Origin of the sequence: Klebsiella sp. 10-1 (assembly GCF_009758445.1) — a bacterium.
GTDB lineage: Bacteria > Pseudomonadota > Gammaproteobacteria > Enterobacterales > Enterobacteriaceae > Klebsiella > Klebsiella scottii.
The window spans coordinates 344,405-365,515 of sequence record NZ_WQRE01000001.1 but is presented as its reverse complement, the minus strand read 5'-3'; the positions used below and the strand labels follow the sequence as shown (position 1 = coordinate 365,515).

17 protein-coding genes and 2 pseudogenes are annotated in these 21,111 nt (G+C 58.7%); 8 read left to right on the top strand and 11 right to left on the bottom strand.

Annotated features, from left to right (window positions below; all coding sequences use genetic code 11):
• Window positions 1-107 precede the first annotated feature (107 nt).
• The 8 genes and pseudogenes from pheP to GO007_RS01680 all read right to left on the bottom strand — a co-directional run bounded on the left by pheP (window position 108) and on the right by GO007_RS01680 (window position 10,243).
• The gene (gene pheP / locus GO007_RS01710) at window positions 108-1,484 is read right to left on the bottom strand and encodes a phenylalanine transporter (RefSeq protein ID WP_095094777.1); all 1,377 of its coding nucleotides are present in this window, start codon (window positions 1,482-1,484) and stop codon (window positions 108-110) included.
• 127 nt (window positions 1,485-1,611) lie between these two features.
• Window positions 1,612-3,810, bottom strand: coding sequence for a TonB-dependent receptor (locus tag GO007_RS01705; protein ID WP_095094775.1), 2,199 nt, complete (start codon window positions 3,808-3,810; stop codon window positions 1,612-1,614).
• A gap of 62 nt (window positions 3,811-3,872) precedes the next feature.
• A complete protein-coding gene (locus GO007_RS01700; RefSeq protein ID WP_095094773.1) occupies window positions 3,873-4,958 on the bottom strand; it encodes a YncE family protein in 1,086 nt (361 codons plus the stop codon).
• Window positions 4,959-5,312: 354 nt separating this feature from the next.
• On the bottom strand, window positions 5,313-6,617 hold the full coding sequence (locus GO007_RS01695; RefSeq protein WP_095094771.1) for an NAD(P)/FAD-dependent oxidoreductase: 1,305 nt from the start codon (window positions 6,615-6,617) through the stop codon (window positions 5,313-5,315).
• Between the two features lie 334 nt (window positions 6,618-6,951).
• A pseudogene (locus GO007_RS29025) lies at window positions 6,952-7,055 on the bottom strand (aldehyde dehydrogenase family protein); the annotation flags it as partial.
• 78 nt (window positions 7,056-7,133) lie between these two features.
• Entirely contained in the window at window positions 7,134-8,087 is a 954-nt protein-coding gene (locus GO007_RS01690; RefSeq protein ID WP_095094769.1) for an aldo/keto reductase, read from the bottom strand.
• A 181-nt stretch (window positions 8,088-8,268) separates the two neighbouring features.
• On the bottom strand, window positions 8,269-9,045 hold the full coding sequence (locus GO007_RS01685) for an ABC transporter substrate-binding protein (protein ID WP_095094767.1): 777 nt from the start codon (window positions 9,043-9,045) through the stop codon (window positions 8,269-8,271).
• A 19-nt stretch (window positions 9,046-9,064) separates the two neighbouring features.
• Window positions 9,065-10,243, bottom strand: coding sequence for a M20 aminoacylase family protein (locus GO007_RS01680; RefSeq protein WP_095094765.1), 1,179 nt, complete (start codon window positions 10,241-10,243; stop codon window positions 9,065-9,067).
• A 253-nt stretch (window positions 10,244-10,496) separates the two neighbouring features.
• On the opposite strand from GO007_RS01680, the gene GO007_RS01675 reads away from it, so the two are divergent.
• Window positions 10,497-10,676, top strand: coding sequence for a hypothetical protein (locus GO007_RS01675; RefSeq protein WP_095094763.1), 180 nt, complete (start codon window positions 10,497-10,499; stop codon window positions 10,674-10,676).
• A 154-nt stretch (window positions 10,677-10,830) separates the two neighbouring features.
• Here GO007_RS01675 and GO007_RS01670 read toward each other — a convergent pair whose 3' ends face one another.
• Window positions 10,831-11,322, bottom strand: a complete 492-nt coding sequence (locus GO007_RS01670) for an RcnB family protein (RefSeq protein ID WP_095094761.1) — start codon at window positions 11,320-11,322, stop codon at window positions 10,831-10,833.
• Between the two features lie 186 nt (window positions 11,323-11,508).
• Entirely contained in the window at window positions 11,509-11,904 is a 396-nt protein-coding gene (locus GO007_RS01665) for a hypothetical protein (RefSeq protein WP_095097961.1), read from the bottom strand.
• A 270-nt stretch (window positions 11,905-12,174) separates the two neighbouring features.
• On the opposite strand from GO007_RS01665, the gene GO007_RS01660 reads away from it, so the two are divergent.
• The 3 genes from GO007_RS01660 to GO007_RS01650 are packed head-to-tail and all read left to right on the top strand — an operon-like array spanning window position 12,175 to window position 15,179.
• Entirely contained in the window at window positions 12,175-13,293 is a 1,119-nt protein-coding gene (locus GO007_RS01660) for an ABC transporter substrate-binding protein (protein ID WP_095094759.1), read from the top strand.
• Window positions 13,294-13,350: 57 nt separating this feature from the next.
• Window positions 13,351-14,379: a FecCD family ABC transporter permease gene (locus tag GO007_RS01655; protein ID WP_189339833.1), complete on the top strand. Its 1,029-nt coding sequence runs from the start codon at window positions 13,351-13,353 to the stop codon at window positions 14,377-14,379.
• Entirely contained in the window at window positions 14,376-15,179 is an 804-nt protein-coding gene (locus GO007_RS01650; RefSeq protein ID WP_095094755.1) for an ABC transporter ATP-binding protein, read from the top strand. The genes GO007_RS01655 and GO007_RS01650 overlap by 4 nt, the downstream gene beginning before the upstream one ends.
• Before the next feature lie 55 nt (window positions 15,180-15,234).
• On the opposite strand, the pseudogene GO007_RS29470 reads toward GO007_RS01650, so the two are convergent.
• A pseudogene (locus GO007_RS29470) lies at window positions 15,235-15,428 on the bottom strand (hypothetical protein); the annotation flags it as partial.
• A 146-nt stretch (window positions 15,429-15,574) separates the two neighbouring features.
• Here GO007_RS29470 and GO007_RS01645 point away from each other — a divergent pair.
• From GO007_RS01645 to GO007_RS01630, 4 genes are all read left to right on the top strand, one after another.
• Entirely contained in the window at window positions 15,575-16,498 is a 924-nt protein-coding gene (locus tag GO007_RS01645; RefSeq protein WP_095094753.1) for an aminoimidazole riboside kinase, read from the top strand.
• 167 nt (window positions 16,499-16,665) lie between these two features.
• The gene (locus GO007_RS01640) at window positions 16,666-18,183 is read left to right on the top strand and encodes a carbohydrate porin (protein WP_095094751.1); all 1,518 of its coding nucleotides are present in this window, start codon (window positions 16,666-16,668) and stop codon (window positions 18,181-18,183) included.
• Between the two features lie 136 nt (window positions 18,184-18,319).
• A complete protein-coding gene (locus GO007_RS01635; RefSeq protein ID WP_095094749.1) occupies window positions 18,320-19,690 on the top strand; it encodes a sucrose-specific PTS transporter subunit IIBC in 1,371 nt (456 codons plus the stop codon).
• The gene (locus tag GO007_RS01630; RefSeq protein WP_095094747.1) at window positions 19,690-21,099 is read left to right on the top strand and encodes a sucrose-6-phosphate hydrolase; all 1,410 of its coding nucleotides are present in this window, start codon (window positions 19,690-19,692) and stop codon (window positions 21,097-21,099) included. The genes GO007_RS01635 and GO007_RS01630 overlap by 1 nt, the downstream gene beginning before the upstream one ends.
• Window positions 21,100-21,111: the final 12 nt, after the last annotated feature.

The following is a 21,111-nucleotide window of genomic DNA, read 5'->3' as shown; positions in this document are numbered from 1 at the left end:
AAACAAAGTAATCGATTACAAAAAGAAGATCCTTAAGCAAATGCGCTAAGCGCGAAGAAGATCACAATAAAGGGTAACGGCTCCGCCGGACGACGGAGCCGCGGGCGTTACGCCGGGCGGCGCAGCAGCCTGAAGACGATAAACAGGAACAGGATCCACACCGGCAGCAGAATGGCCGACAGCCGCATTCCGTCGATAGTGCACATCAGCACCAGAATCAGCGCCAGGAAGGCGATGCAGAGGTAGTTTCCGCCTGGCGCCAGCAGCGCCTTAAACTTCGACTCCCGCCCCTTACGACGCTGCGCGGCGCGGAATTTCAGATGCGCCATGCAGATCATTATCCAGTTCAACAGCAGCGTCGCCACCACCAGCGCCATCAGCAGGCCCAGCGCCTTTTGCGGCAGCAGGTAGTTGAGCAGCACCACCAGGGAGGTGATCACCCCGGAGAGGATCAGGGAGTTGACCGGCACGCCGCGCTTGCTGACCCGGGCGAGAAACTTCGGCGCGTTGCCCTGCACCGACAGGCCGAACAGCATCCGGCTGTTGGAATACACGCCGCTGTTATAGACCGACAGCGAGGCCACCAGGATGACGAAATTGAGCGCAGAAGCTACCACGTTACTGTCGAGATTATGAAAAATCATCACGAACGGGCTGCTGTCAGATTTGATATCCACCCACGGATAGAGCGCCAGCAGCACCACCAGCGAACCGATATAGAACAGCAGGATACGGTAGACCACCTGGTTCACCGCTTTCGGAATGCTCTTTTCCGGGTTCTGCGCTTCCGCTGCGGTAATGCCGATCAGTTCGAGGCCGCCAAAGGAGAACATAATCACCGCCAGCGACATCACCAGGCCATGCCAGCCGGTGGCCAGGAAGCCGCCGTGACGCCACAGGTTATCGAATCCCGCGTTGCTGCCGCCGTGGCCGCCAAACAGCATCCACAGGCCGAAGCCGATCATCCCGACAATCGCCAGCACTTTAATCAACGCAAACCAGAACTCCGCCTCGCCGTACAGGCGAACGTTCACGAGGTTAACGGCGTTGATGACAATAAAGAAGACCGCGGCCCACACCCAGGTCGGCACGTCCGGAAGCCAGTACTGCATGTAGATGCCGGCGGCGGTCAGCTCCGCCATGCCCACCAGCACGAACATCACCCAGTAGTTCCAGCCGGAAAGAAAGCCGGCAAACGGGCCCCAGTATTTATAGGCAAAGTGGGCAAACGAGCCGGAGACGGGCTCTTCCACGACCATTTCGCCAAGCTGGCGCATGATGAGAAAGGCGATGATCCCGGCGACGGCGTAGCCGATCAGAACTGCCGGTCCCGCCATTTGAATCGCCGGGCCAATGCCGAGAAACAGGCCGGTGCCGATAGCGCCGCCGAGGGCGATGAGCTGGATATGTCGGTTCTGTAAACCGCGATGAAGCATCGGACCGCTTTGTTCTACGGTATCCGACTGCGTTGACGCGTCTTTCACGTCGATCCCCTGTCAGTTTTAGTGAAGGGGGTCCTTTTACACTTATGCTCGTCCGACTTCAAGCCGCAGTTGCGTTTGTTGCCGGCGACGAGGGGCGAGCTGTCCGGGCCCGCCCCGCGCTTTGGCCTTAGAAATCGTAGCTCATCGATACGCGGAGGGTGCGCGGATCGCCCACCGACAGATAGGTGCCGGAATCATCGACGCCGGACCAGTACTTCTCGTTGGTCACGTTGGTGACGCCCGCGCGCCAGACCATCTCGTTACGATCGGCGTTGAGGCGCATGCGGTAGCGAACGCCCAGATCGAGGGTGGTGTAGCTATCGAGCTTTTTCGTGTTAGCCGCATCGGCGTACTGCGAACCGGTGTGGTTAACGCGGGCGGTCGCCGTCAGGCCCTCGACCGGCTTGATATCATATTCGGCCCCCAGCACCGCATAGAAGCGCGCGACGCCCACCGCGTCTTTACCGTCGTTGGCGCCCTTAGCCGTTTTGCTCTGCTCAGGATCGAGCCACTGCGTGCTGCCGTTGAGGCGCAGCCCCAGCATCGGCTCGCCGAAGACGTTCAGCTCGGCGCCGCGGTTGCGCTGTTCGCCGTCCAGCCCGTAGTAGCCGTTGGCATCGGAAATCGCGTTCGGCTTTTTGATTTGAAACAGCGCCAGCGACCCGCCGACGGTGCCGTAGTCAACCTTCACGCCCACTTCATCCTGCTTCGAGTGCGCGATCCCGGTGCTCTGCCCGGCGTTGGCGGCGGAATTCGGCGCCACGCTGCCCGGCTGCAGCGCTTCGGTATGGTTAGCATACAGCGACAGGGATTCCCACGGCTTGTAGACCAGCCCCACCGTCGGCGTCCAGCGGCTTTGGGTATAGAGCGAAGTGGGATCTTCCACGCCGGTTTTATTACTGTAGTTACGCACCACCACCTTCTGATGACGGGCGGCGGCGGTCAGCAGCACCTTGTCGTTGAAGAAGCCCAGCGTATCGCTCAGCAGCCAGCCCTGGGTACGGCTGCGCGAAGTGGTCAGCGGGTCGAAGTAGTTGCCGCCAAAAGCGGTGTTATCCGGCATCGGCACGTCGTGGCCGTCATAAATATTGATGGCCGGGTTTTTCGTCGACATCCGCCACGCGGTTTTATCGCGCTTGATCTGCGCCGAGTAGCCGACGTTGATCTGATGGGAAATTGCGCCGGTGTTGAAATTGCCGCGCACGCCGCCCATGCCGCTGAAGGCGTCGATAATCCGGTTGGTATCCAGACGCCCGGCGGTGGCGTCGCCGTTTTTATTCAGCAGCTTCGCCGTGCTGTAGGTGCCGGTCTCGTGCGCATGCTGGCCGCCGAGGGCGCCGTACAGCGTCCAGCTGTCGCTGAGATCGTACTCCGCCTTTGCCATCCCGAATTCGTTTTCGATATCGCTGTAGCCCCACTTCTGGCCGTAGTTTTTGCGGTTATCCGGCACCGCGGGCACGAAGTCGACGCCGCTGACGTTAACCCCCATCTCGCCGCCGTGGAAGGTCTTTTTCTGGTAGCCAAAATCGAGCGAGGAGCGCAAGCGGTCGCTGCGATAGTCCAGCCCCAGGGAGGCCAGCGTCGTCCGGCGGCGGTCGTTCTCCACCGCCGCCTCGCCTTCGCGATGCACCAGGTTTACGCGCGCGCCGAACTGGTTATCGTCGCCAAAACGACGGCCGAGGTCGAGGCTGCCGCCGATCTGAGAATCGGAGGTATAGTCGACGCCCACCCGGGCGGTGGGAAGATCCTCAGCCCGCTTCGGTTCAAGGTTAATCATCCCGCCGACGCCGCTGCTGGCGGCGCCGTTAAGCAGGCCGTTGGCGCCCTTAAAGACCTCCACGCGCTCCAGCATCTGGGTATCCATCACCTGACGCGGCACCACCCCGGCGAGGCCGCCCATAGTCATATCGTCGCCGTCGAGCTTAAAGCCGCGAATGCGATAGGTTTCGGCAAAGTTGCCGTAGCCCTGGACCGTCTGGATCCCCGCATCGTTGCTGACCACGTCGGCAATGGTGCGCGCCTGCTGGTCCTGGATCAGTTTGGCGGTGTAGCCGATGACGTTAAAGGGGACGTCCATCGCCTTTTGTTCGCCCAGCATGCCCAGACGGCCGCCGTGGGCAATCTGCCCATCAAGGAATGCCGGAACCACCAGGTCGCCGCCGGCTTTAAAGTCGCCGCCTTCGCTCGCCTGGATGACCATAACCTCTTCGCTTTTCTTGCTGCCGGCCGCGTCGTCCGCCGCCGCAGCGCCGTGGGTGATGGCGCCAATCGTTAACGCCAGCAGCGTTTTACGTAGCGGGAAAGATGAAGTATGAGTGACGTGCATAATTTGTCCCGTGGAGGAGAAAAAGAAGTGAAACAAAGGGCCCGCTGCCGGGCCAATTTTATTTATTTACTCGTCAGGTCGATGCGGGCAACGCTGTCCGGACCTTTGGTCGAATGATCTTTATTAAACGGCTGCTTGACGGTAACAAACAGCGTCTGACCATCGGCTGAGAGCAGCAGGCTGTTCGGGTTGGCCGGAATATCCCACTGATGTTTCTGCGCGTAGCTGGTGCCGTCGAGGCTGATAACCTTGCCGGACTCGCGCTGGGAGATATAAATCTCATTGCGTTTCGGGTTGAACAGCACCGCCAGCGAGTCGCCCACGTCGAGCTGCTTAATCACCTTGCCGCTGTGAATATCCAGCACCAGGGTGGTTTTCGCTTTTGAGTTATCGGTGACGAACAGGCGGCCGGTCTCGCTATCTTCGGCGATATTCAGCAGCAGCGCCGGCTTGTCGCCCAGCGGCTTCCAGCGCTGTTCAATGCGGTTATTGCGCGGGTTGATTACGAGGATTTCCCCGCCGCCGTTGGCCGCATACAGACGCCCGGTTTGCGAGGAATAGTGCAGGCCGGTCATCCATTTGCCGGTATTTTTAATCCGGGCTTTCAGCTTCAGCGTATTGGCATCAACCACCCAGATTTGCGCCGGATCGGCAACGGCACCCACGTAGAGGGTATTATTCAGCAGCAGGATCTGGCGCGCGCCGTACGGCAGCCCCTTCTCGTTGCGCTCGCTAAACAGCAGGCGCTTTTTGACTTTGCCGGTGGCGGTGTCAATGGCGCTGATGCCGCCGTCAAGCGAGTTGGTGACGAACAGCGTTTCGCCATCCGGGGTTATCTGGACGGCAAAGTTTTTCAGGTCGGTGTAGCTCAGGCCGATGGTTTTCAGCGTTTTCGGGTCGAGCTTATATACCGCCCCGCCCTGCACGTCTTTAAAACCTTCCGCGCTGGCGACATACAGCGCATCGCCTTTCGGGCTCAGCGCCATTTCGTAGAGACCTTCGGCCAGCTCGCGCTTCAGCGGCTGAGCCACGGCGGCAGCGGCGGCGCTTTCGGCAACCGGTTGAGTAACAGGAGGAGTATGGGTAGCGGCACAGCCGCTTAAGACCGCAGAGATAGCCAGCGCGAGGGCCGGGATAGCGTATTTCACAGGAGGTATCCTTTACAAAATCAATGACCTGATGGTAGCTCCTGGCCGATATTGTTTTCTTCAGCCTTATCGTACTGAGCCCCACCCTACGCCTTCGCTGTTTCCCTGTGAGCGACTCACTAACGCAGGTCATTCCCTACTTAGCCTGCAAACAAAAAGAAGAATGAGAACTATACTCATTATCGAAAATCAGGCAAGCGCAATCGCCTCCGCCGAGGGCAAAAACAGTAATCGGCTGATTTTAGAGGATGATACGCGAAGGGTTTTGTCGCCGGATTAGCGCCGGGACGGGCAGCCGGATTTAACGCCTCCCGGACCGCCGCCTGCGCCGCCGTCCGGGAGGTTATCTCACCTTTAGTGCAGCTTGAGGTGCGGACGAATGATGCGGTTGATCCCGCCGGAGAGCATCAGCAGGCCGGTTTTCACATAGCCGTGCAGCGTCACCTGATGCATACGGTACAGCGAATCGTAGACCAAACGCGCCAGACGCCCCTCCACCATCATCGGCCCCACCGGCAGATGGCCCATAATGCTCCCCAGAGTGGTATAGCCGGAGAGCGAGACCAGCGAGCCGCGGTCGCGGTAGACGAACGATTTCAGCGGCCGGCCTTTCATCTGCGCAATAATATTATTCGCCGTGAAGAGGGCCATCTGGTGCGCCGCCTGGCCGCGCGGGGGAATAAATCCGCCCTCCGGACGCGGGCAGGCGGCGCAGTCGCCGAAGGCAAAAATATTGGCATCGCGCGTCGTCTGCAGCGTCGGCTCAACAACCAGCTGATTGATCCGGTTGGTCTCAAGGCCCGCAATCTCGCGCATAAAGTCCGGCGCCTTGATGCCGGCAGCCCACACCATCAGGTCCGCGCTAATCAGGTTGCCGTCTTTGGTATGCAGGCCCCGCTCGTCGGCGCGGGTGATCATGGTTTGGGTCAGCACCTTGACGCCCAGCTTCGTCAGCTCGTCGCGTGCCGCCGAGGAGATGCGCTCCGGCAGCGCCGGGAGAATACGCTCCCCGGCTTCAACCAGGCTGACGTTCAGCGCCTCGTTGGTCAGGCGCTTATAGCCGTAGCGCCGCAGCTCTTTCACCGCATTGTGCAGCTCGGCCGACAGTTCGACGCCCGTCGCCCCGCCGCCGACAATCGCAATGTTCACCTTGCCGAGGTTCTGCGGGTTAGCCGAATGCCGGAGGAACAGGTTAAGCATCTGCTGATGGAAGCGCTTTGCCTGTTCGGCGCTGTCGAGGAAAATACAGTTCTCCTTCACGCCCGGGGTATTAAAGTCGTTAGAGGTGCTGCCCAGCGCCATCACTAAGGTGTCCCAGCCAAGCGTGCGTTCGGCAACCAGCAGCTCGCCGCTTTCATCGCGCAGCTCCGCCAGCACGATGGTTTTCGCGTCGCGATTAATATCGATAACGGAACCGTGCTGGAACTCAAAATAATTCTTACTGGCATGCGCCATAAAACTCAGGGCATCCACGCCGGCATCCAGCGATCCGGTCGCCACCTCATGCAGCAGCGGCTTCCACAGGTGGCTCTGGCTGCGATCGACGAGGATAATCTGAGCCTTATTACGGCGGCCAAGCTTATGCCCCAGCTGCGTGGCCAGCTCCAGCCCGCCGGCGCCGCCGCCGACAATGACAATTTTTTTTAATGGCGCAGTCACTGCGACCTCCTGAAAATAAAAAACAAATGTTAATTAAAAATCATTAATTAATATTTAATTAACAACAGTTCGCCGAGAAGCGATAAGCAAAAGAAATAATTCCGCAGCCTGTAGTAATAAGGTCAAAATGGATAAGCGCCAATTTCCAACCAGCTTATTATTGTACAAGTTTTCGGTGAATTAACCGGCAGACATATATGAGGTAAATAAAACGGCCACTAAATTGTTAGTTAGCGGCCGGAGGGAGGGTGATTTAAATATAAACCAAAAGTATTATTTTATTCCCGACGACAGGTAAGCCCTAACGAGTATATTTCGTCAGGTCAGCCCCGCCTTAATAACGCACCATGACGGATTTAAGTTCGGCGTAATTATCGATAAACGCGCGGCCAGACTCACGGCCGATGCCTGACCCTTTATGCCGCCAAAGGGGAGCGCCAGCGCGCAGGTGCTGAACGTTACGACGCACCGCTAGCCGGGGAAAAACCGGAGCCCGACGGCTCCGGCGGGCGGCCGTCAGGCGCTGGCAATTTCGAGCCGCGCCAGCTGCGCGGCGTTGAGCGTCAGCCCGGCGGCGCGAGCAAAGCTTTCAACCTGGGCTACGCTGGTCGCGCTGGCGATCGGCGCGGTCACCCCTTCCCGGCTCATCAGCCAGGCGAGGGCCACTTCCGCCGGTTTAGCATGGTGCTGCCCGGCGACCTCTTCCAGGGTATCGATAATGCGCATACCGCGCGGATTGAGGTATTTAGCGATGCCGCCGCCGCGCTGGCTCTGCGTCAGGTCAGCCTGCTGGCGGTATTTGCCGCTCAAAAAGCCGGAGGCCAGGCTGTAGTAGGTCACCACGCCAATCTCGCGGCTGATGCAGAGATCGCAGAGCGCGCCTTCAAAAGCGGAGCGGTGATAAAGATTATATTCCGGCTGCAGCACCTGCCAGGCCGGCAGGCCGCCCTTACGCGCCACCTCCAGCGCCGCTGAAAGCTGCTGCGCATCGAGGTTTGACGCGCCCGTCGCGCGAATTTTTCCGGCCTGCTGCAGGGCCTGGAACGCTTCCAGGGTTTCCGCCAGCGGGGTTTGCGGATCCGGCCAGTGGGCAAAATAGAGATCGATATAATCGGTATTCAGGCGGCGCAGCGAGTTTTCTACCGCCTGCTGGACCCAGGCTTTACCCAGTCCCTTCTGCCCGGCAGGCCCCATATCTGAACCGACCTTGCTGAAGATTTTGACCCTGTCGCGCATCCCTGGCCGCGCCTGCAGCCAGCGACCGATAATCGTTTCCGACTCTCCGCCCTGATTGCCGTCCGCCCAGCGGGAGTAAACGTCCGCCGTATCGATAGCGTCAAAGCCGTGGTCAACGAAAGCATCAAGAATGGTAAAACTGTTTTTTTCATCGCAGGTCCAGCCGAAAACGTTGCCGCCAAAAACCAGCGGCGCAATGGAAAATCCGGTTTTGCCCAATGGACGTGTCATCATGCCGTTCACTCCTTATTGACCCGTCATCCTTCAGGTTGCCCGCGCCCGGCCTGGTTCAACTCGAATTAGTTAGGGTCTCGTTTATATTCTGCGTCCTGAGAAATCGAGCCAGGGTCAGAAATGATAGTAGAGAAAGGAAGCCTGAAGCGGGCTTTCCGTGCCCGCCGAATGCATAACCGCATTATGTCCCGGAATAGACGTCAAAGCTAAAATATTTCCCGGCCAGTTTTTTATAGGTTCCGTCGGCAAGAATTTTGGCAATCGCGCCGTTAATCTCCTGACGTAAGGCTTCGTCGTCCTTGCGCAGGCCAATGGCCGCCCCGGCGCCAAACAGCTTATCGTCCTGCAAATGACCGCCAACGAAGGCGAAATCTTTGCCCTGCGGCTGCTGCAGGAAGCTATAGTCCGCCATCATCCCGGAGAGCACCGCGCCGTCGATACGCCCGGACTCCAGATCCCGAACCACGCTGTCGGCGCCCTGATAGGCCACGATATTAATTCCCGCCGGACGCCAGTGCTGATTAACGTACGTTTCCTGCGCCGAGCCCTGCTCCACGCCGATGGTTTTGCCCTTCAGCTGCTCCGGCGTATTGCCGCTCAGCGTATTTTTGCGCGCCACGAGGAACACCGGGCCGTTATAGAGCTTATCGCTAAAGCCAATCTGCTCTTTGCGCTTCTCGGTCATATACATACCGGACAGAATGGCATCAAATTTACGCGCCTTCAGCGCCGGAATAATGCCGTCGAAGTTGCTTTCCACCCACACGCATTTGGCCTGCAGCTGCTGGCAGATGGCGTTGCCTAAATCAATATCGAAACCCGCCAGCTTGCCCTGCGGGTCCTTCCATTCAAACGGCGCAAAGGTCGGATCGACGCCAAAGCGAATTTCCTTATTTTCTGCGGCCAGCGCCGACGTTGAGGCCATCAGCGCAACCCACAGCAGAAGAGATTTTTTCATTATTTACGAGCTCCAGAGATCAGCGGCAGTACGTTTCAACTAACCGGGCGAAAAGCGTCGCGCCGGTGCTAATAATGTCATCATTAAAGTCATAGCCCGGGTTATGCACCATGCAGCTGCCCTTTCCGCCCTTCTCGCCGTTGCCCAGCAGGAAGTAGCAGCCCGGACGCGCCTGCAGCATAAAGGCAAAATCTTCGCGGGCGTTCATCGGCGAGATCGATGGCAGCACCTTCTCGCTGCCGAAGACCTCCAGCGCCAGCTCCCTGGCAAACGCGGTCTCCTCAACGCTGTTCGTCAGCACCGGATAGGAGTCATAAACCTCGATCTCGCTGGTTGCGCCGTAGCTTTTGGCGGTGAACTCGGTGATTTCGTGGATGCGTTTAATCAGCAGATCGCGCACTTCAGGCTTCATCGCCCGCACGGTCAGCTCCATGACCGCGCTTTCCGGAATGACGTTGGAGGCGATGCCCGACTGGAAGGTCCCGACGGTGACAACGGCGGTTTCTCCCGGCGGCACGTTGCGGGCGACGATGCTTTGCAGGGCCATGACCAGCGCCGCGCCGGCAAGAATGGGGTCAACCGTGCGGTCCGGGTGGGCGCCGTGCCCGCCGTAGCCATGAACGGTGATTTTGACCGTATCCGCCGAGGCCATAAAATTCCCGGCGTAAAAGCCCAGCTTGCCGACCGGCAGCCCCGGCATGTTGTGCAGCGCAAAAATACGATCGCAGGGGAAACGCTCGAACAGCCCGTCTTTGATCATTAAATCCGCCCCGCCGATGGCCTCTTCCGCGGGCTGGAAAATAAGGTGCACGGTACCGTTAAATTCGCAGGCCGGAGAAGCGATATACTTCGCCGCCGCCAGCAGAATGGTGGTGTGGCCGTCATGGCCGCAGGCGTGCATTTTTCCCGCAACGGTGCTGGCCCAGGGCAGGTCGGTGGTTTCAAAAATCGGCAGCGCGTCCATATCGGCGCGCAGCCCGATGGTGCGCGGCGAGTCGCCCTTGCTTAATGAGCCTACCAGCCCGGTTTTTCCCAGCTCGCGGGTCACCTGATAGCCCCACTCCGCCAGTTTTCCGGCCACCAGCTCGCTGGTATTAAACTCTTCCAGGCTTAATTCCGGATTGGCATGTAAATAATGACGGATCGCAATCATTTCATCTTCAGCTGCTTTTATTTCTGGAATTACAAAATCTGTCATGCCGGTCTCCGGGAAATAAGATATACCCCTGTCTTTCAGGCCGCATCTGCGTTGGCAATACCAGGTTTCGCCCCGACGGGCGCGGCGTACGGCCGCTTGCTTATGTCAGCTCCGGGGGGATGCGCTGCCGCCTTGCCGCAACTCAAAAGCCATTGGGTAAAGATATCTTCAATAATTCACGCTCCAGCGGCGCTGAAAACCTGAAGGACGAAGAATATACTCAGACTGAATAACTTATCTGGATAAGCGTTTAATGCAAGCAGGATTTCTAATTCCTGAGGGGGGCGTCATCTTATTTACTAATGATTATTCAGCGGTTTATCAAGCGGCCCGGGAAAATACGCCGCCGCCCGACGCATTAAAAAAGCGCGCCAACGAGCGGGCTATTTCCCTTTCGCAGAAAGCGGCGGCGAACCGTCGTGGCCTTTTATGATTAACGGCTACAGCGACTGGCCGGATGATGGGCTAAATAGAGAACAGGCCGCACGGATCGGGATCGGGTTCGGGGACAGGGAGCAGCGTCGTCCCTGGCTTGACGGCGGGCATTCCCGGAGACGGTACGGAATACCGCTCCGGGATATCGACTGCTAGTGGTTGAGAAGACCATTCACCAGAATTGAGGTGATGATCCCGGTCGCCGCCGCAATCAGGACGTAGTTGCCGTCAATATAGGACCAGTGCTGCCCCTGAGGAGGCGCCGGCAGGCCGCGATCGTTCCAGTCATTAATCCGATACGCATTGCCGCGGAAGCGCTCAGGCGCGGGCTGTCCTTTGCGGAAGTCATGGCCGTTCCAGGCAAAATGCTCCTGCTCATGGCGCGCCTGCGAAGCCTTACCGCGCTCCTGCTCGCCGCGATTCGGTCCGCGATTATTGCCACTATCCTGATGGCCGTTCGCCTGCTTTCCCTGCGGCCCGTTGCCGGGGCCCTGTTGACGATTGCCGTCCGTTTTTCCGTGCCCGGACTCATTTTGCCATACCTGCTGCTGGCCGGGGTTGTTGTTGCCGTTCGGGCCATCGGCATAGGCCAGAGACGTTAACGTGCAGGATAAAATAACCGCCAGAGAAATAATCTTTTTCATTGTCCACCTCCTGATGTATTTCCTTTTTACCGCCAGAATGTGGAGAAACGGTGAGTATCGGGATAACCAGGAGTATTCCTGGCATATTACCGGGGCAGTTACCTTAATCGAACTGTGGGGATTACGCCTGAAATAGCAAAATAAAAAGGCCGCTTGCGCGGCCCTTTTATGTGGAACAGTCAGTGATTACTCAGTGACTTTCTTTTTTAAATCTTCAGCACCCTGCTTGGTTTTATCCCAGCCTTTCTCGGTGGCGGCTTTGGTTTTATTCCAGCCTTTTTCAGTCCCTTCTTTGGTCTTATCCCAACCCTTCTCAGTCCCTTCTTTGGTCTTGTTCCAGGTTTTCTGCGTGCCTTCGCTGACCTTGCTGCCTAAGCTATCGCTTTTGCCTTCAGCCGCGTGCTGGGATTTGAGCTTCAGCTCATCGCCCTCATTCTGGGCCTTATGCAGTTTTTCTTTCGCCGTGTTTGCCCCTTCATGGGCCGCCGCGACGGTTTCATCAGTTGCGTGTGTGGTGGTTGTCGCAGCAAAAACAGGAGCTGCTACCAGAATCGCAGATAACGCAATCATTGCCTTTTTCATAATATCCTCTCTAACGTGCTTATTGTTATGAGTCGCATTCAGCATGGCACAAGATGCTGCCGTTTGGCTTTAGGGATAGTTCTTAAAACTTCCTTTAACGTTAATTGCCTGTTTTTTAAGCAGCGAATGGCGGGTTCCGGCCACTCTTATAAATTCCAGTAAAGTTGTTACATTTTATGAAATCAACGATTCATATATCTGCCGTTTATTTTCACACGAGAATAATTATCAAAATCATTATATTTATAATTAGCAAACGGAACTCACATTATGGCAATAAAATCAGTAGGTTCGCTTATTTTCACTGCGCTAATCTCCGCTCCGCTATACGGCCATGCCACCCAATATCCGCTCACCGTAACCGACCTCGACGGCCGCAGCATTACTCTCCAGCACGAGCCGCAGCGCATCATCCTGCAGGATGGCCGGGATATTATGGCGCTGGCGCTTCTGGACCGGGATAATCCCTTCAGGCGGCTGGTCGCCTGGAATAATCTGGCGAAAAAACAAGATGTTGAAACCTGGAAAATGCTGCAGCAGAAGTGGCCGCAGTCGGCGAGCATTCTTGATATGGGCTTTAGCGACAAGGGCAATATTGACCTTGAAAGCGTGATTTCCCGCCAGCCGGACCTGATGATTGCCCAGCTGCGCGCGAAGCCGGCGCTGGAAGAGAGCGGCATTATCAGCAAGCTCGGCGCGCTCAATATTCCGGTGCTGTTTGTCGATTACGAAGTGAATCCGGCGAAAGATACCGCCCCGAGCATCGACCTGCTGGGCCAGGTGCTCAACCGTGAAAACAACGCTAAAGCCTATACCGACTACTATCGCCAGCAGCTGCAGGCCATTCGCCAGAAAACCGCGGCCATCGAGCCAAAGGCGAATGTCTTCGTGGAGGCACTGGCAGGCAATAGCGACGCCTGCTGCTTTACCCACGGACACAGCGGCTGGGGCGGGCTGGTTGAAGCGGTCGGGGCCAACAACATCGGCGCGCAGGTGCTGCCCGGCGCCTCCGGTTTTGTGGCGCTGGAGAAGGTTATCAGCATGAAGCCCGACGCCTATATCATGACCGGCTCAAAACGCGGCAACAGCCAGGTTCTGCCGCTGGGCTACCGGGTTAATCAGCAGGAGGTGGACGCTCAGGCTCAGGTTCTGCTGTCGCGGACCGGGGTCAGCGACATTCCGCCGGTGAAGGCCGGCCGGGCCTACGGGATTTATCACCACTTCTACAACCATCCGTGGAATATCGTCGGCATGGAGTATCTGGCGAAAGATATCTATCCGCAGACGTTTAACAGTCTTAATCCGGATGATAGTTACCGCTATATCGTGCGCCATTTCACCTCGCTGCCCGATCTGCCCTTCGTCTTTTCCTGGAAACAAGGTGAGTAAGTGCCCATGAGCTCGACGACTGAATCCGCCATCGGCGTCCTCAGCGCCGGACGGGAGGTGATGGCAAACTATCGCCGCATCGTGCGCCGCCGTGTGGGTTTTATGCTGCTGCTGGTGGTGCTGATTGTCACCTCGCTGCTGCTCGATTTTATGATGGGCCCGTCCGGGATGCCGCTGCATACGCTGTGGCAAACCCTGATCGATCCTGCCGGCGCCAGCGCCGGAACGCGGGTCATCGTCTGGGATATCCGCATGCCGTACGCCCTGATGGCGATTATTGTGGGCCTCGCGCTCGGCCTCGCCGGAGCGGAGATGCAGACCATCCTCAACAATCCGCTGGCCAGCCCCTTTACCCTTGGCGTTTCATCGGCGGCGGCGTTCGGCGCGGCGCTGGCCATCGTGCTGGGGATCGGCATTCCGGGTATCCCCAGCCAGTGGTTTATCTCGGCCAACGCGTTTATCTTCGCGCTGCTGGCCGCGCTGCTGCTGGACGGCATTACCCGCTGGACGCAGGTGGCCTCCTCCGGGGTGATTCTGTTCGGTATCGCGCTGGTCTTTACCTTCAACGCGCTGGTCTCGATGCTGCAGTTTGTCGCCAACGAAGACACGCTGCAGGGGCTGGTGTTCTGGACTATGGGCAGTATTGACCGCGCCTCGTGGCAGAAGGTCGGTATTTTACTCGCGGTGCTGGCGGTGGTGATGCCGCTATCGATGCTGAGCTCATGGAAGCTGACGGCGCTGCGCCTTGGCGAAGATCGGGCCATGAGCTTCGGGATTAACGTGCGTCGCCTGCGCTTAACCACCCTGCTGCGGATCAGCATTTTGTCGGCTATTTCGGTGGCGTTCGTCGGTCCAATTGGCTTTATCGGTCTGGTGGCCCCGCATATCGCGCGCCTGATTTTCGGCGAAGACCATCGCTTTTATCTCCCGGCCAGCGCCCTGATCGGCGCGCTGGTGCTGTCGCTGGCGTCCGTGGCGTCGAAGAATCTGATCCCTGGCGCCATTATTCCGGTAGGGATCGTCACCTCCCTGGTTGGCGTTCCGTTCTTTCTGAGCATCATTTTACGCCATCGGGGGAACGTATGAATCCGCACACCTGTACCGGACTGGCGCTGTCGCGCTTTAGCGCCGGCTATCCGAAGCGCCAGGTTATCCGCGACCTGACGGTACCGCAGCTGCCGCGCGGTAAAATCACCGCCCTGCTGGGCCCCAACGGCAGCGGTAAATCGACCCTGATGCGGGCGATGGCCGGTCTGGGCCCCTCGACGGGCGAGCTGTCGCTTGACGGGGAAAATCTGCTGGCGCTGCCGTTTGCCCGGCGGGCGGAAAAGGTGGTTTATCTGCCGCAAACGCTGCCGGCGGGCGTCCACCTGCACGTGCTGGAGTCGATTATCGTCGCCCAGCGCGCGGCCGGCGGGCTGCACGGCGCGGAAAGCGAGGCGCAGGTGATGTCCCTGCTGCGCCAGCTGGGCATTGAACATCTGGCGCTAAGCTACCTCGATAGGCTTTCCGGCGGGCAGAAGCAGCTCGTCGGCCTGGCCCAGTCGCTTATCCGCCAGCCTGCGCTGCTGCTGCTCGATGAGCCGCTCAGCGCGCTGGATTTAAACTATCAGTTTCACGTGATGGATCTGGTGCGCAGAGAGACCCGAAGGCGCAACATCGTCACCCTGGTGGTGGTGCATGACATTAATATCGCCCTACGCCATGCCGATCGCGTGCTGATGTTAAAAGAGGGGCTTCTGCTGGCCGAAGGCGCTCCGTCGCAGGTTATTACTCCGCAGATATTAGCCGAGGTGTACGGCGTGCGGGGACGCATTGAGCCCTGCTCCCAGGGGGTCATGCAGGTGATTATTGACGGTCTGGTCGGTAGCGCGGTGCCGACGTAGGCGGGGGAATGTTAAACAGCGCCGGCCTGGTGCGGGAATGAGCGATCGAGAGAGATAGCGAGGCAATCCGGGTATTTTCCCCGCCAACCGCGGAGTGCAAGGCATTACGCGCCTGAACAACGTTCTCTTTTGCTGCCGCTACGCGGCTTCGCCCGCTTTCCACGTCCGGCGACGGGTATCGACCATTCGATCGGAAAAGTCGCCCTTTTCATCCCCGATCGCAAAACGGGCATATTCCCGCCGCGCCCGGCGGCCATTTTCCGGCGTCAATCCTGGCGCCGCGTTTTTTTGTCCTGTCTCCCACTTTACGCATCACGGCGTTTCGATCTGCACAGGGCTATGCTTTAATAAAGCTAAACCGGTTTAATATAGTTTAGCAATGAGGTGAAATGAGCATGAACGCAAAAGTCTGGGTGGTCGGAGATGCGGTGGTGGACCTGCTGCCGGAGAGCGGAGGGCGGCTGCTGCAGTGTCCCGGCGGCGCGCCGGCCAACGTCGCGGTAGGCATTGCCCGCCTCGGCGGAGAGAGCGGATTTATTGGTCGCGTCGGCGACGATCCCTTCGGCCGCTTTATGTACCAGACGCTGAGTCAGGAACGGGTCGACGTGAGCCATATGCGCCTCGACCCGCAGCAGAGAACGTCAACCGTGGTGGTCGACCTCGACAGCTACGGCGAGCGAACCTTTACCTTTATGGTGCGCCCCAGCGCCGATCTTTTCCTGCAGCCGGAGGATTTACCGCTCTTCGCGCCCCGCCAGTGGCTCCACGTCTGCTCTATTGCCCTCAGCGCTGAGCCAAGCCGTAGCACAACCTTCTCGGCGATGGAGAAGATAAAAAGCGTCGGCGGCTGGGTGAGCTTCGACCCCAATATTCGCGAGGACCTGTGGCAGGACCCGGCGCTGCTGCAGGCCTGCCTCGACAGGGCGCTGTCGCTTGCCAACGTGGTGAAGCTCTCAGAGGAGGAGCTGGTCCTTATCAGCGGCAGCAGCGATCTGGCGCAGGGTATCGCCATCTTAACCCAGCGCTACCGCCCGGAGCTGCTGCTGGTCACCCAGGGTAAAGCCGGCGTGCTGGCGGCTTTCCAGCAGCAGACGATCCACTTTGCGGCGAAACCGGTGGTCAGCGTCGACACCACCGGCGCTGGCGATGCCTTCGTCGCCGGGCTGCTCGCCAGCCTCGCCGCCAACGGAATACCCACCGACCTGGCGTCGCTGGAGCCCGCGCTGCTGCTGGCGCAGACCTGCGGCGCGCTGGCGACCACCGCCAAAGGCGCCATGACCGCCCTCCCCTGGCAGCACGATCTCAATCGCCAGTTTTGATCCCCCGCGGGCCGTCCTCAACGGCCCGCTTTGTTGCCTCCGTCACAATTATTAAATCGGTTTAGCAAAATTCATTTCAAGATGTTATCAGTCGTGTTTAACATATGACTTAAACCGGTTTAGCAAAAACAACACACCATTCAATTTACCTTTGGGATGCGAACAGCATGTATAAAAAACGCACACTTGCCGTCCTTATTGCTTTGCTAACCGGTGCCGGATCGGCCCATGCGCAAACGGATTTAAGCACCATCGAAGCCCGTCTGATCGCCCTGGAAAAACGCCTGCAGGACGCGGAAAACCGGGCGCAGACCGCGGAAAACCGCGCCGAGTCGGCCGAGAAGAAAGTCGAGCAGCTCACCACGCAGCAGCAGAAAACCCAGGACAACACCCAGCAGGTAGCCCAGCGCACCGCCCAGCTGGAGAAGAAAGCCGATGAAAAGAGCGGCTTTGAGTTCCACGGCTACGCCCGCTCCGGCGTAATCATGAACGACTCAGCCTCCAGTACTAAATCCGGCGCATATATGACGCCTGCGGGGGAAACCGGTGGGGCTATCGGCCGCCTGGGGAACCAGGCCGACACCTATGTTGAAATGAATCTTGAACATAAGCAGACCCTGGATAACGGCGCGACGACCCGCTTCAAAGTGATGGTGGCCGACGGACAAACCACCTACAACGACTGGACGGCAAGCACCAGCGATTTGAACGTTCGCCAGGCTTTCGTAGAACTGGGCAACCTGCCGACCTTCGAAGGACCGTTCAAAGGTTCAACCCTGTGGGCCGGGAAACGCTTTGACCGCGACAACTTTGATATTCACTGGGTCGATTCCGACGTGGTATTCCTCGCGGGTACCGGCGGCGGTATTTACGACGTGAAGTGGAACGACAGTCTGCGCAGTAACTTCTCTCTATACGGACGCAACTTCGGCGATATTGATGATTCGAGCAATAGCGTGCAGAACTACATCCTCAGCATGAACAACTTCATCGGCCCGGTGCAGGTGATGGTCAGCGGGATGCGGGCGAAAGATAATGACGAGCGGAAAGATACCAACGGCAATCTGGTCAAAGGCGATGCGGCAAATACCGGGGTACATACGCTACTCGGTTTGCACAACGACAGTTTTTACGGCCTACGGGAAGGGAGCAGCAAAACGGCCCTGCTCTACGGGCACGGTCTGGGCGCAGAGGTGAAAGGCCTCGGTTCCGACGGGGCACTGCGTCCGGGAGCCAATACCTGGCGCTTCGCCAGCTACGGCACCACGCCGCTCAGCGAGAACTGGTTTATCGCCCCGGCGGTACTGGCGCAGAGCAGTAAAGACCGTTATGTCGATGGCGACAGCTATCAGTGGGCGACCCTCAACATGCGTCTGATTCAGGAGATCAACCAGAACTTCGCCCTCGCTTACGAAGGCACCTACCAATACATGGATCTCAAACCCGAGGGCTATAACGACCGTCATGCGGTGAACGGTAGCTTCTATAAGCTCACCTTCGCACCGACCTTTAAGGTCGGCAGCATCGGTGATTTCTTCAGTCGTCCGGAGATCCGTCTCTACACCTCGTGGATGGACTGGAGCAAAAAACTGGATAATTACGCCAGCGATGACGCTTTAGGCAGCAGCGGTTTTAAATCGGGCGGCGAATGGTCGTTCGGTATGCAAATGGAAACCTGGTTCTGATGGTTAACACCTGACGACAGAAACAACCGGGGCGACAAAGCGCGTTTCATCGCCCCGGACACAATAACAACGCAGAGACTGCGCCCCCGTCACCACGGGACCAAACACGCAAATCATTACGCATTCAGAGGGTACTATGGATTTCGAACACATTTCCCGCTCGCTGCTTCCGCTGTTGGGAGGTAAGGAAAATATCGCCAGCGCCGCGCACTGCGCCACGCGCCTGCGTCTGGTGCTGGTCGATGATTCGCTGGCCGACAAGAAGGCCATCGGCGAAATCGAAGGGGTGAAGGGCTGCTTTAATAACGCCGGCCAGATGCAGATTATCTTTGGCACCGGCATCGTGAACAAAGTCTACGCCGCGTTTATCCAGGCCGCCGGGATCGGCGAGTCCAGCAAGTCGGAAGCCGCCAATATTGCGGCGAGAAAGCTCAACCCCTTCCAGCGCATTGCGCGCCTGCTGTCGAACATCTTCGTCCCCATTATCCCGGCTATCGTCGCCTCCGGCCTGCTGATGGGCCTGCTGGGGATGGTAAAAACCTACGGCTGGGTCGATCCGAGCAACGCCATCTATATCATTCTCGATATGTGCAGCTCGGCGGCATTTATCATTCTGCCGATCCTGATTGGCTTCACCGCCGCACGCGAATTTGGCGGCAACCCTTATCTCGGCGCAACCCTGGGCGGCATCTTAACCCACCCGGCGCTCACCAACGCCTGGGGCGTGGCCGCCGGTTTCCATTCGATGAACTTTTTCGGTCTGGAAATCGCCATGATCGGCTACCAGGGCACGGTATTCCCGGTGCTGCTGGCGGTATGGTTTATGAGCATCGTCGAGAAACAGCTGCGCCGGGTGATCCCTGACGCCCTCGATCTGATCCTGACGCCGTTCCTGACGGTTATCATTTCCGGTTTTATCGCTCTGCTGATTATCGGCCCCGCCGGCCGCGCGCTGGGTGATGGCATCTCGTTTATTCTTAGCACCCTGATCGCCCACGCCGGCTGGCTGGCCGGGCTGCTGTTCGGCGGCCTCTACTCGGTTATCGTGATCACCGGCATTCACCACAGCTTCCACGCCATTGAGGCAGGGCTGTTGGGCAACCCGTCGATCGGCGTCAACTTCCTGCTGCCGATTTGGGCCATGGCCAACGTCGCCCAGGGCGGCGCCTGTCTGGCGGTATGGTTTAAAACCAAAGATGCCAAAATCAAAGCCATCACCCTGCCCTCAGCCTTTTCCGCTATGCTGGGGATCACCGAGGCGGCGATATTCGGTATTAACCTACGCTTCGTGAAGCCGTTTATCGCGGCCCTTATCGGCGGCGCGGCGGGCGGCGCGTGGGTGGTTTCGATGCACGTCTACATGACGGCGGTCGGGCTGACGGCGATCCCCGGCATGGCTATCGTGCAGGCCAGCTCGCTGCTGAACTACATCATCGGGATGGTTATCGCCTTCGGCGTGGCCTTCACCGTTTCCCTGCTGCTGAAATACAAAACGGACGCTGAATAATGTCACTTCCTTCACGTTTGCCGGCAATTTTACGGGCCGTAATGCAGGGCCAGCCGCGCGCGCTGCGCGATAGCCACTATCCGCAGTGGCACCTGGCCCCGACCACCGGCCTGATGAACGATCCTAACGGCTTTATCGAATTTGCCGGGCGCTATCATCTGTTTTATCAGTGGAACCCGATAGCCTGCGATCATAAGTTCAAGTGCTGGGGGCACTGGAGCTCCGCCGACCTGCTGCACTGGCAGCATGAGCCGATCGCGCTGATGCCGGACGAAGAGTACGACCGCAGCGGCTGCTACTCGGGGAGCGCCGTCGATAACGACGGAAAATTGACCCTGTGCTACACCGGCAACGTGAAGTTTGAAGACGGCAGCAGAACCGCGTGGCAGTGCCTGGCAACGGAAAACAGCGACGGTACCTTTAGCAAAACCGGCCCGGTGCTGCCGCTGCCGAAGGGCTATACCGGCCACGTCCGCGACCCGAAGGTCTGGCAGCACGAAGGCCGCTGGTACATGGTCCTCGGCGCCCAGGACCTGCAAAAGCGCGGTAAGGTGCTGCTGTTCAGCTCCGCGGATTTGCACCAGTGGGAGGCGGAAGGCGAAATTGCCGGCAGCGACGTCAACGGCCTGCACGATGCCGGCTATATGTGGGAGTGTCCGGATCTGTTCCCGCTCGCTGACCAGCATATCCTGATCTGCTGCCCCCAGGGCATCGCCCGCGAGGCCGACCGCTACCTCAACACCTACCCCGCCGTGTGGATGGCGGGCCGCTTCGACTACGCCAGCGCCAGCTTTGACCACGGCGCGCTTAATGAGCTGGATGCCGGGTTCGAATTTTACGCCCCGCAGACCATGCAGGCCGCCGACGGCCGTCGGCTGCTGGTCGGCTGGATGGGGGTTCCGGACGGCGAAGAGATGCGCCAGCCGACCCTCGCCCACGGCTGGATCCACCAGATGACCTGCCTGCGGGAGCTGGAGCTACGCGACGGAAAACTCTACCAGCATCCGGTGCGCGAACTGACGGACCTGCGCGGTGAAGCCCGCAGCTGGCAGGGGCCAACCCTGCCGCTGGCGCCAGTGGACATCGCCTTTGAGGTCGCGCCCGGCGACGAGCTGGCGATTGATTTCGGCGGCGCCCTCAAGCTCACTCTCGACGCCGACGGCATTCGCCTCGAACGGCGCAGCCTGGCCTCCGACGAAGCGCTCTACCGCTACTGGCGGGGAGAGGTGCATGCCCTGCGGATTTTATGCGACAGCTCAAGCGTTGAGGTTTTCATCAACGGAGGGGAAGGCGTGATGAGCAGCCGCTATTTCCCACAGTATCCCGGACAAATGATTTTCAGCGGTGCGACGCCGGCTGCATTCTGCTACTGGCCGCTGCGGCCATGCATGGTAGAATCAGCGTTTTAATTTCGGGCGTAT

What these genes read in the sequence shown, in the direction of transcription:
- GO007_RS01705 (WP_095094775.1), bottom strand. Translation starts at nt 3,810, where the DNA reads ATGCACGTCACTCATACTTCATCTTTCCCGCTACGTAAAACGCTGCTG.
- GO007_RS01690 (WP_095094769.1), bottom strand. Translation starts at nt 8,087, where the DNA reads ATGATGACACGTCCATTGGGCAAAACCGGATTTTCCATTGCGCCGCTG.
- GO007_RS01685 (WP_095094767.1), bottom strand. Translation starts at nt 9,045, where the DNA reads ATGAAAAAATCTCTTCTGCTGTGGGTTGCGCTGATGGCCTCAACGTCG.
- GO007_RS01680 (WP_095094765.1), bottom strand. Translation starts at nt 10,243, where the DNA reads ATGACAGATTTTGTAATTCCAGAAATAAAAGCAGCTGAAGATGAAATG.
- GO007_RS01675 (WP_095094763.1), top strand. Translation starts at nt 10,497, where the DNA reads ATGCAAGCAGGATTTCTAATTCCTGAGGGGGGCGTCATCTTATTTACT.
- GO007_RS01670 (WP_095094761.1), bottom strand. Translation starts at nt 11,322, where the DNA reads ATGAAAAAGATTATTTCTCTGGCGGTTATTTTATCCTGCACGTTAACG.
- GO007_RS01665 (WP_095097961.1), bottom strand. Translation starts at nt 11,904, where the DNA reads ATGAAAAAGGCAATGATTGCGTTATCTGCGATTCTGGTAGCAGCTCCT.
- GO007_RS01660 (WP_095094759.1), top strand. Translation starts at nt 12,175, where the DNA reads ATGGCAATAAAATCAGTAGGTTCGCTTATTTTCACTGCGCTAATCTCC.
- GO007_RS01650 (WP_095094755.1), top strand. Translation starts at nt 14,376, where the DNA reads ATGAATCCGCACACCTGTACCGGACTGGCGCTGTCGCGCTTTAGCGCC.
- GO007_RS01645 (WP_095094753.1), top strand. Translation starts at nt 15,575, where the DNA reads ATGAACGCAAAAGTCTGGGTGGTCGGAGATGCGGTGGTGGACCTGCTG.
- GO007_RS01640 (WP_095094751.1), top strand. Translation starts at nt 16,666, where the DNA reads ATGTATAAAAAACGCACACTTGCCGTCCTTATTGCTTTGCTAACCGGT.
- GO007_RS01635 (WP_095094749.1), top strand. Translation starts at nt 18,320, where the DNA reads ATGGATTTCGAACACATTTCCCGCTCGCTGCTTCCGCTGTTGGGAGGT.
- GO007_RS01630 (WP_095094747.1), top strand. Translation starts at nt 19,690, where the DNA reads ATGTCACTTCCTTCACGTTTGCCGGCAATTTTACGGGCCGTAATGCAG.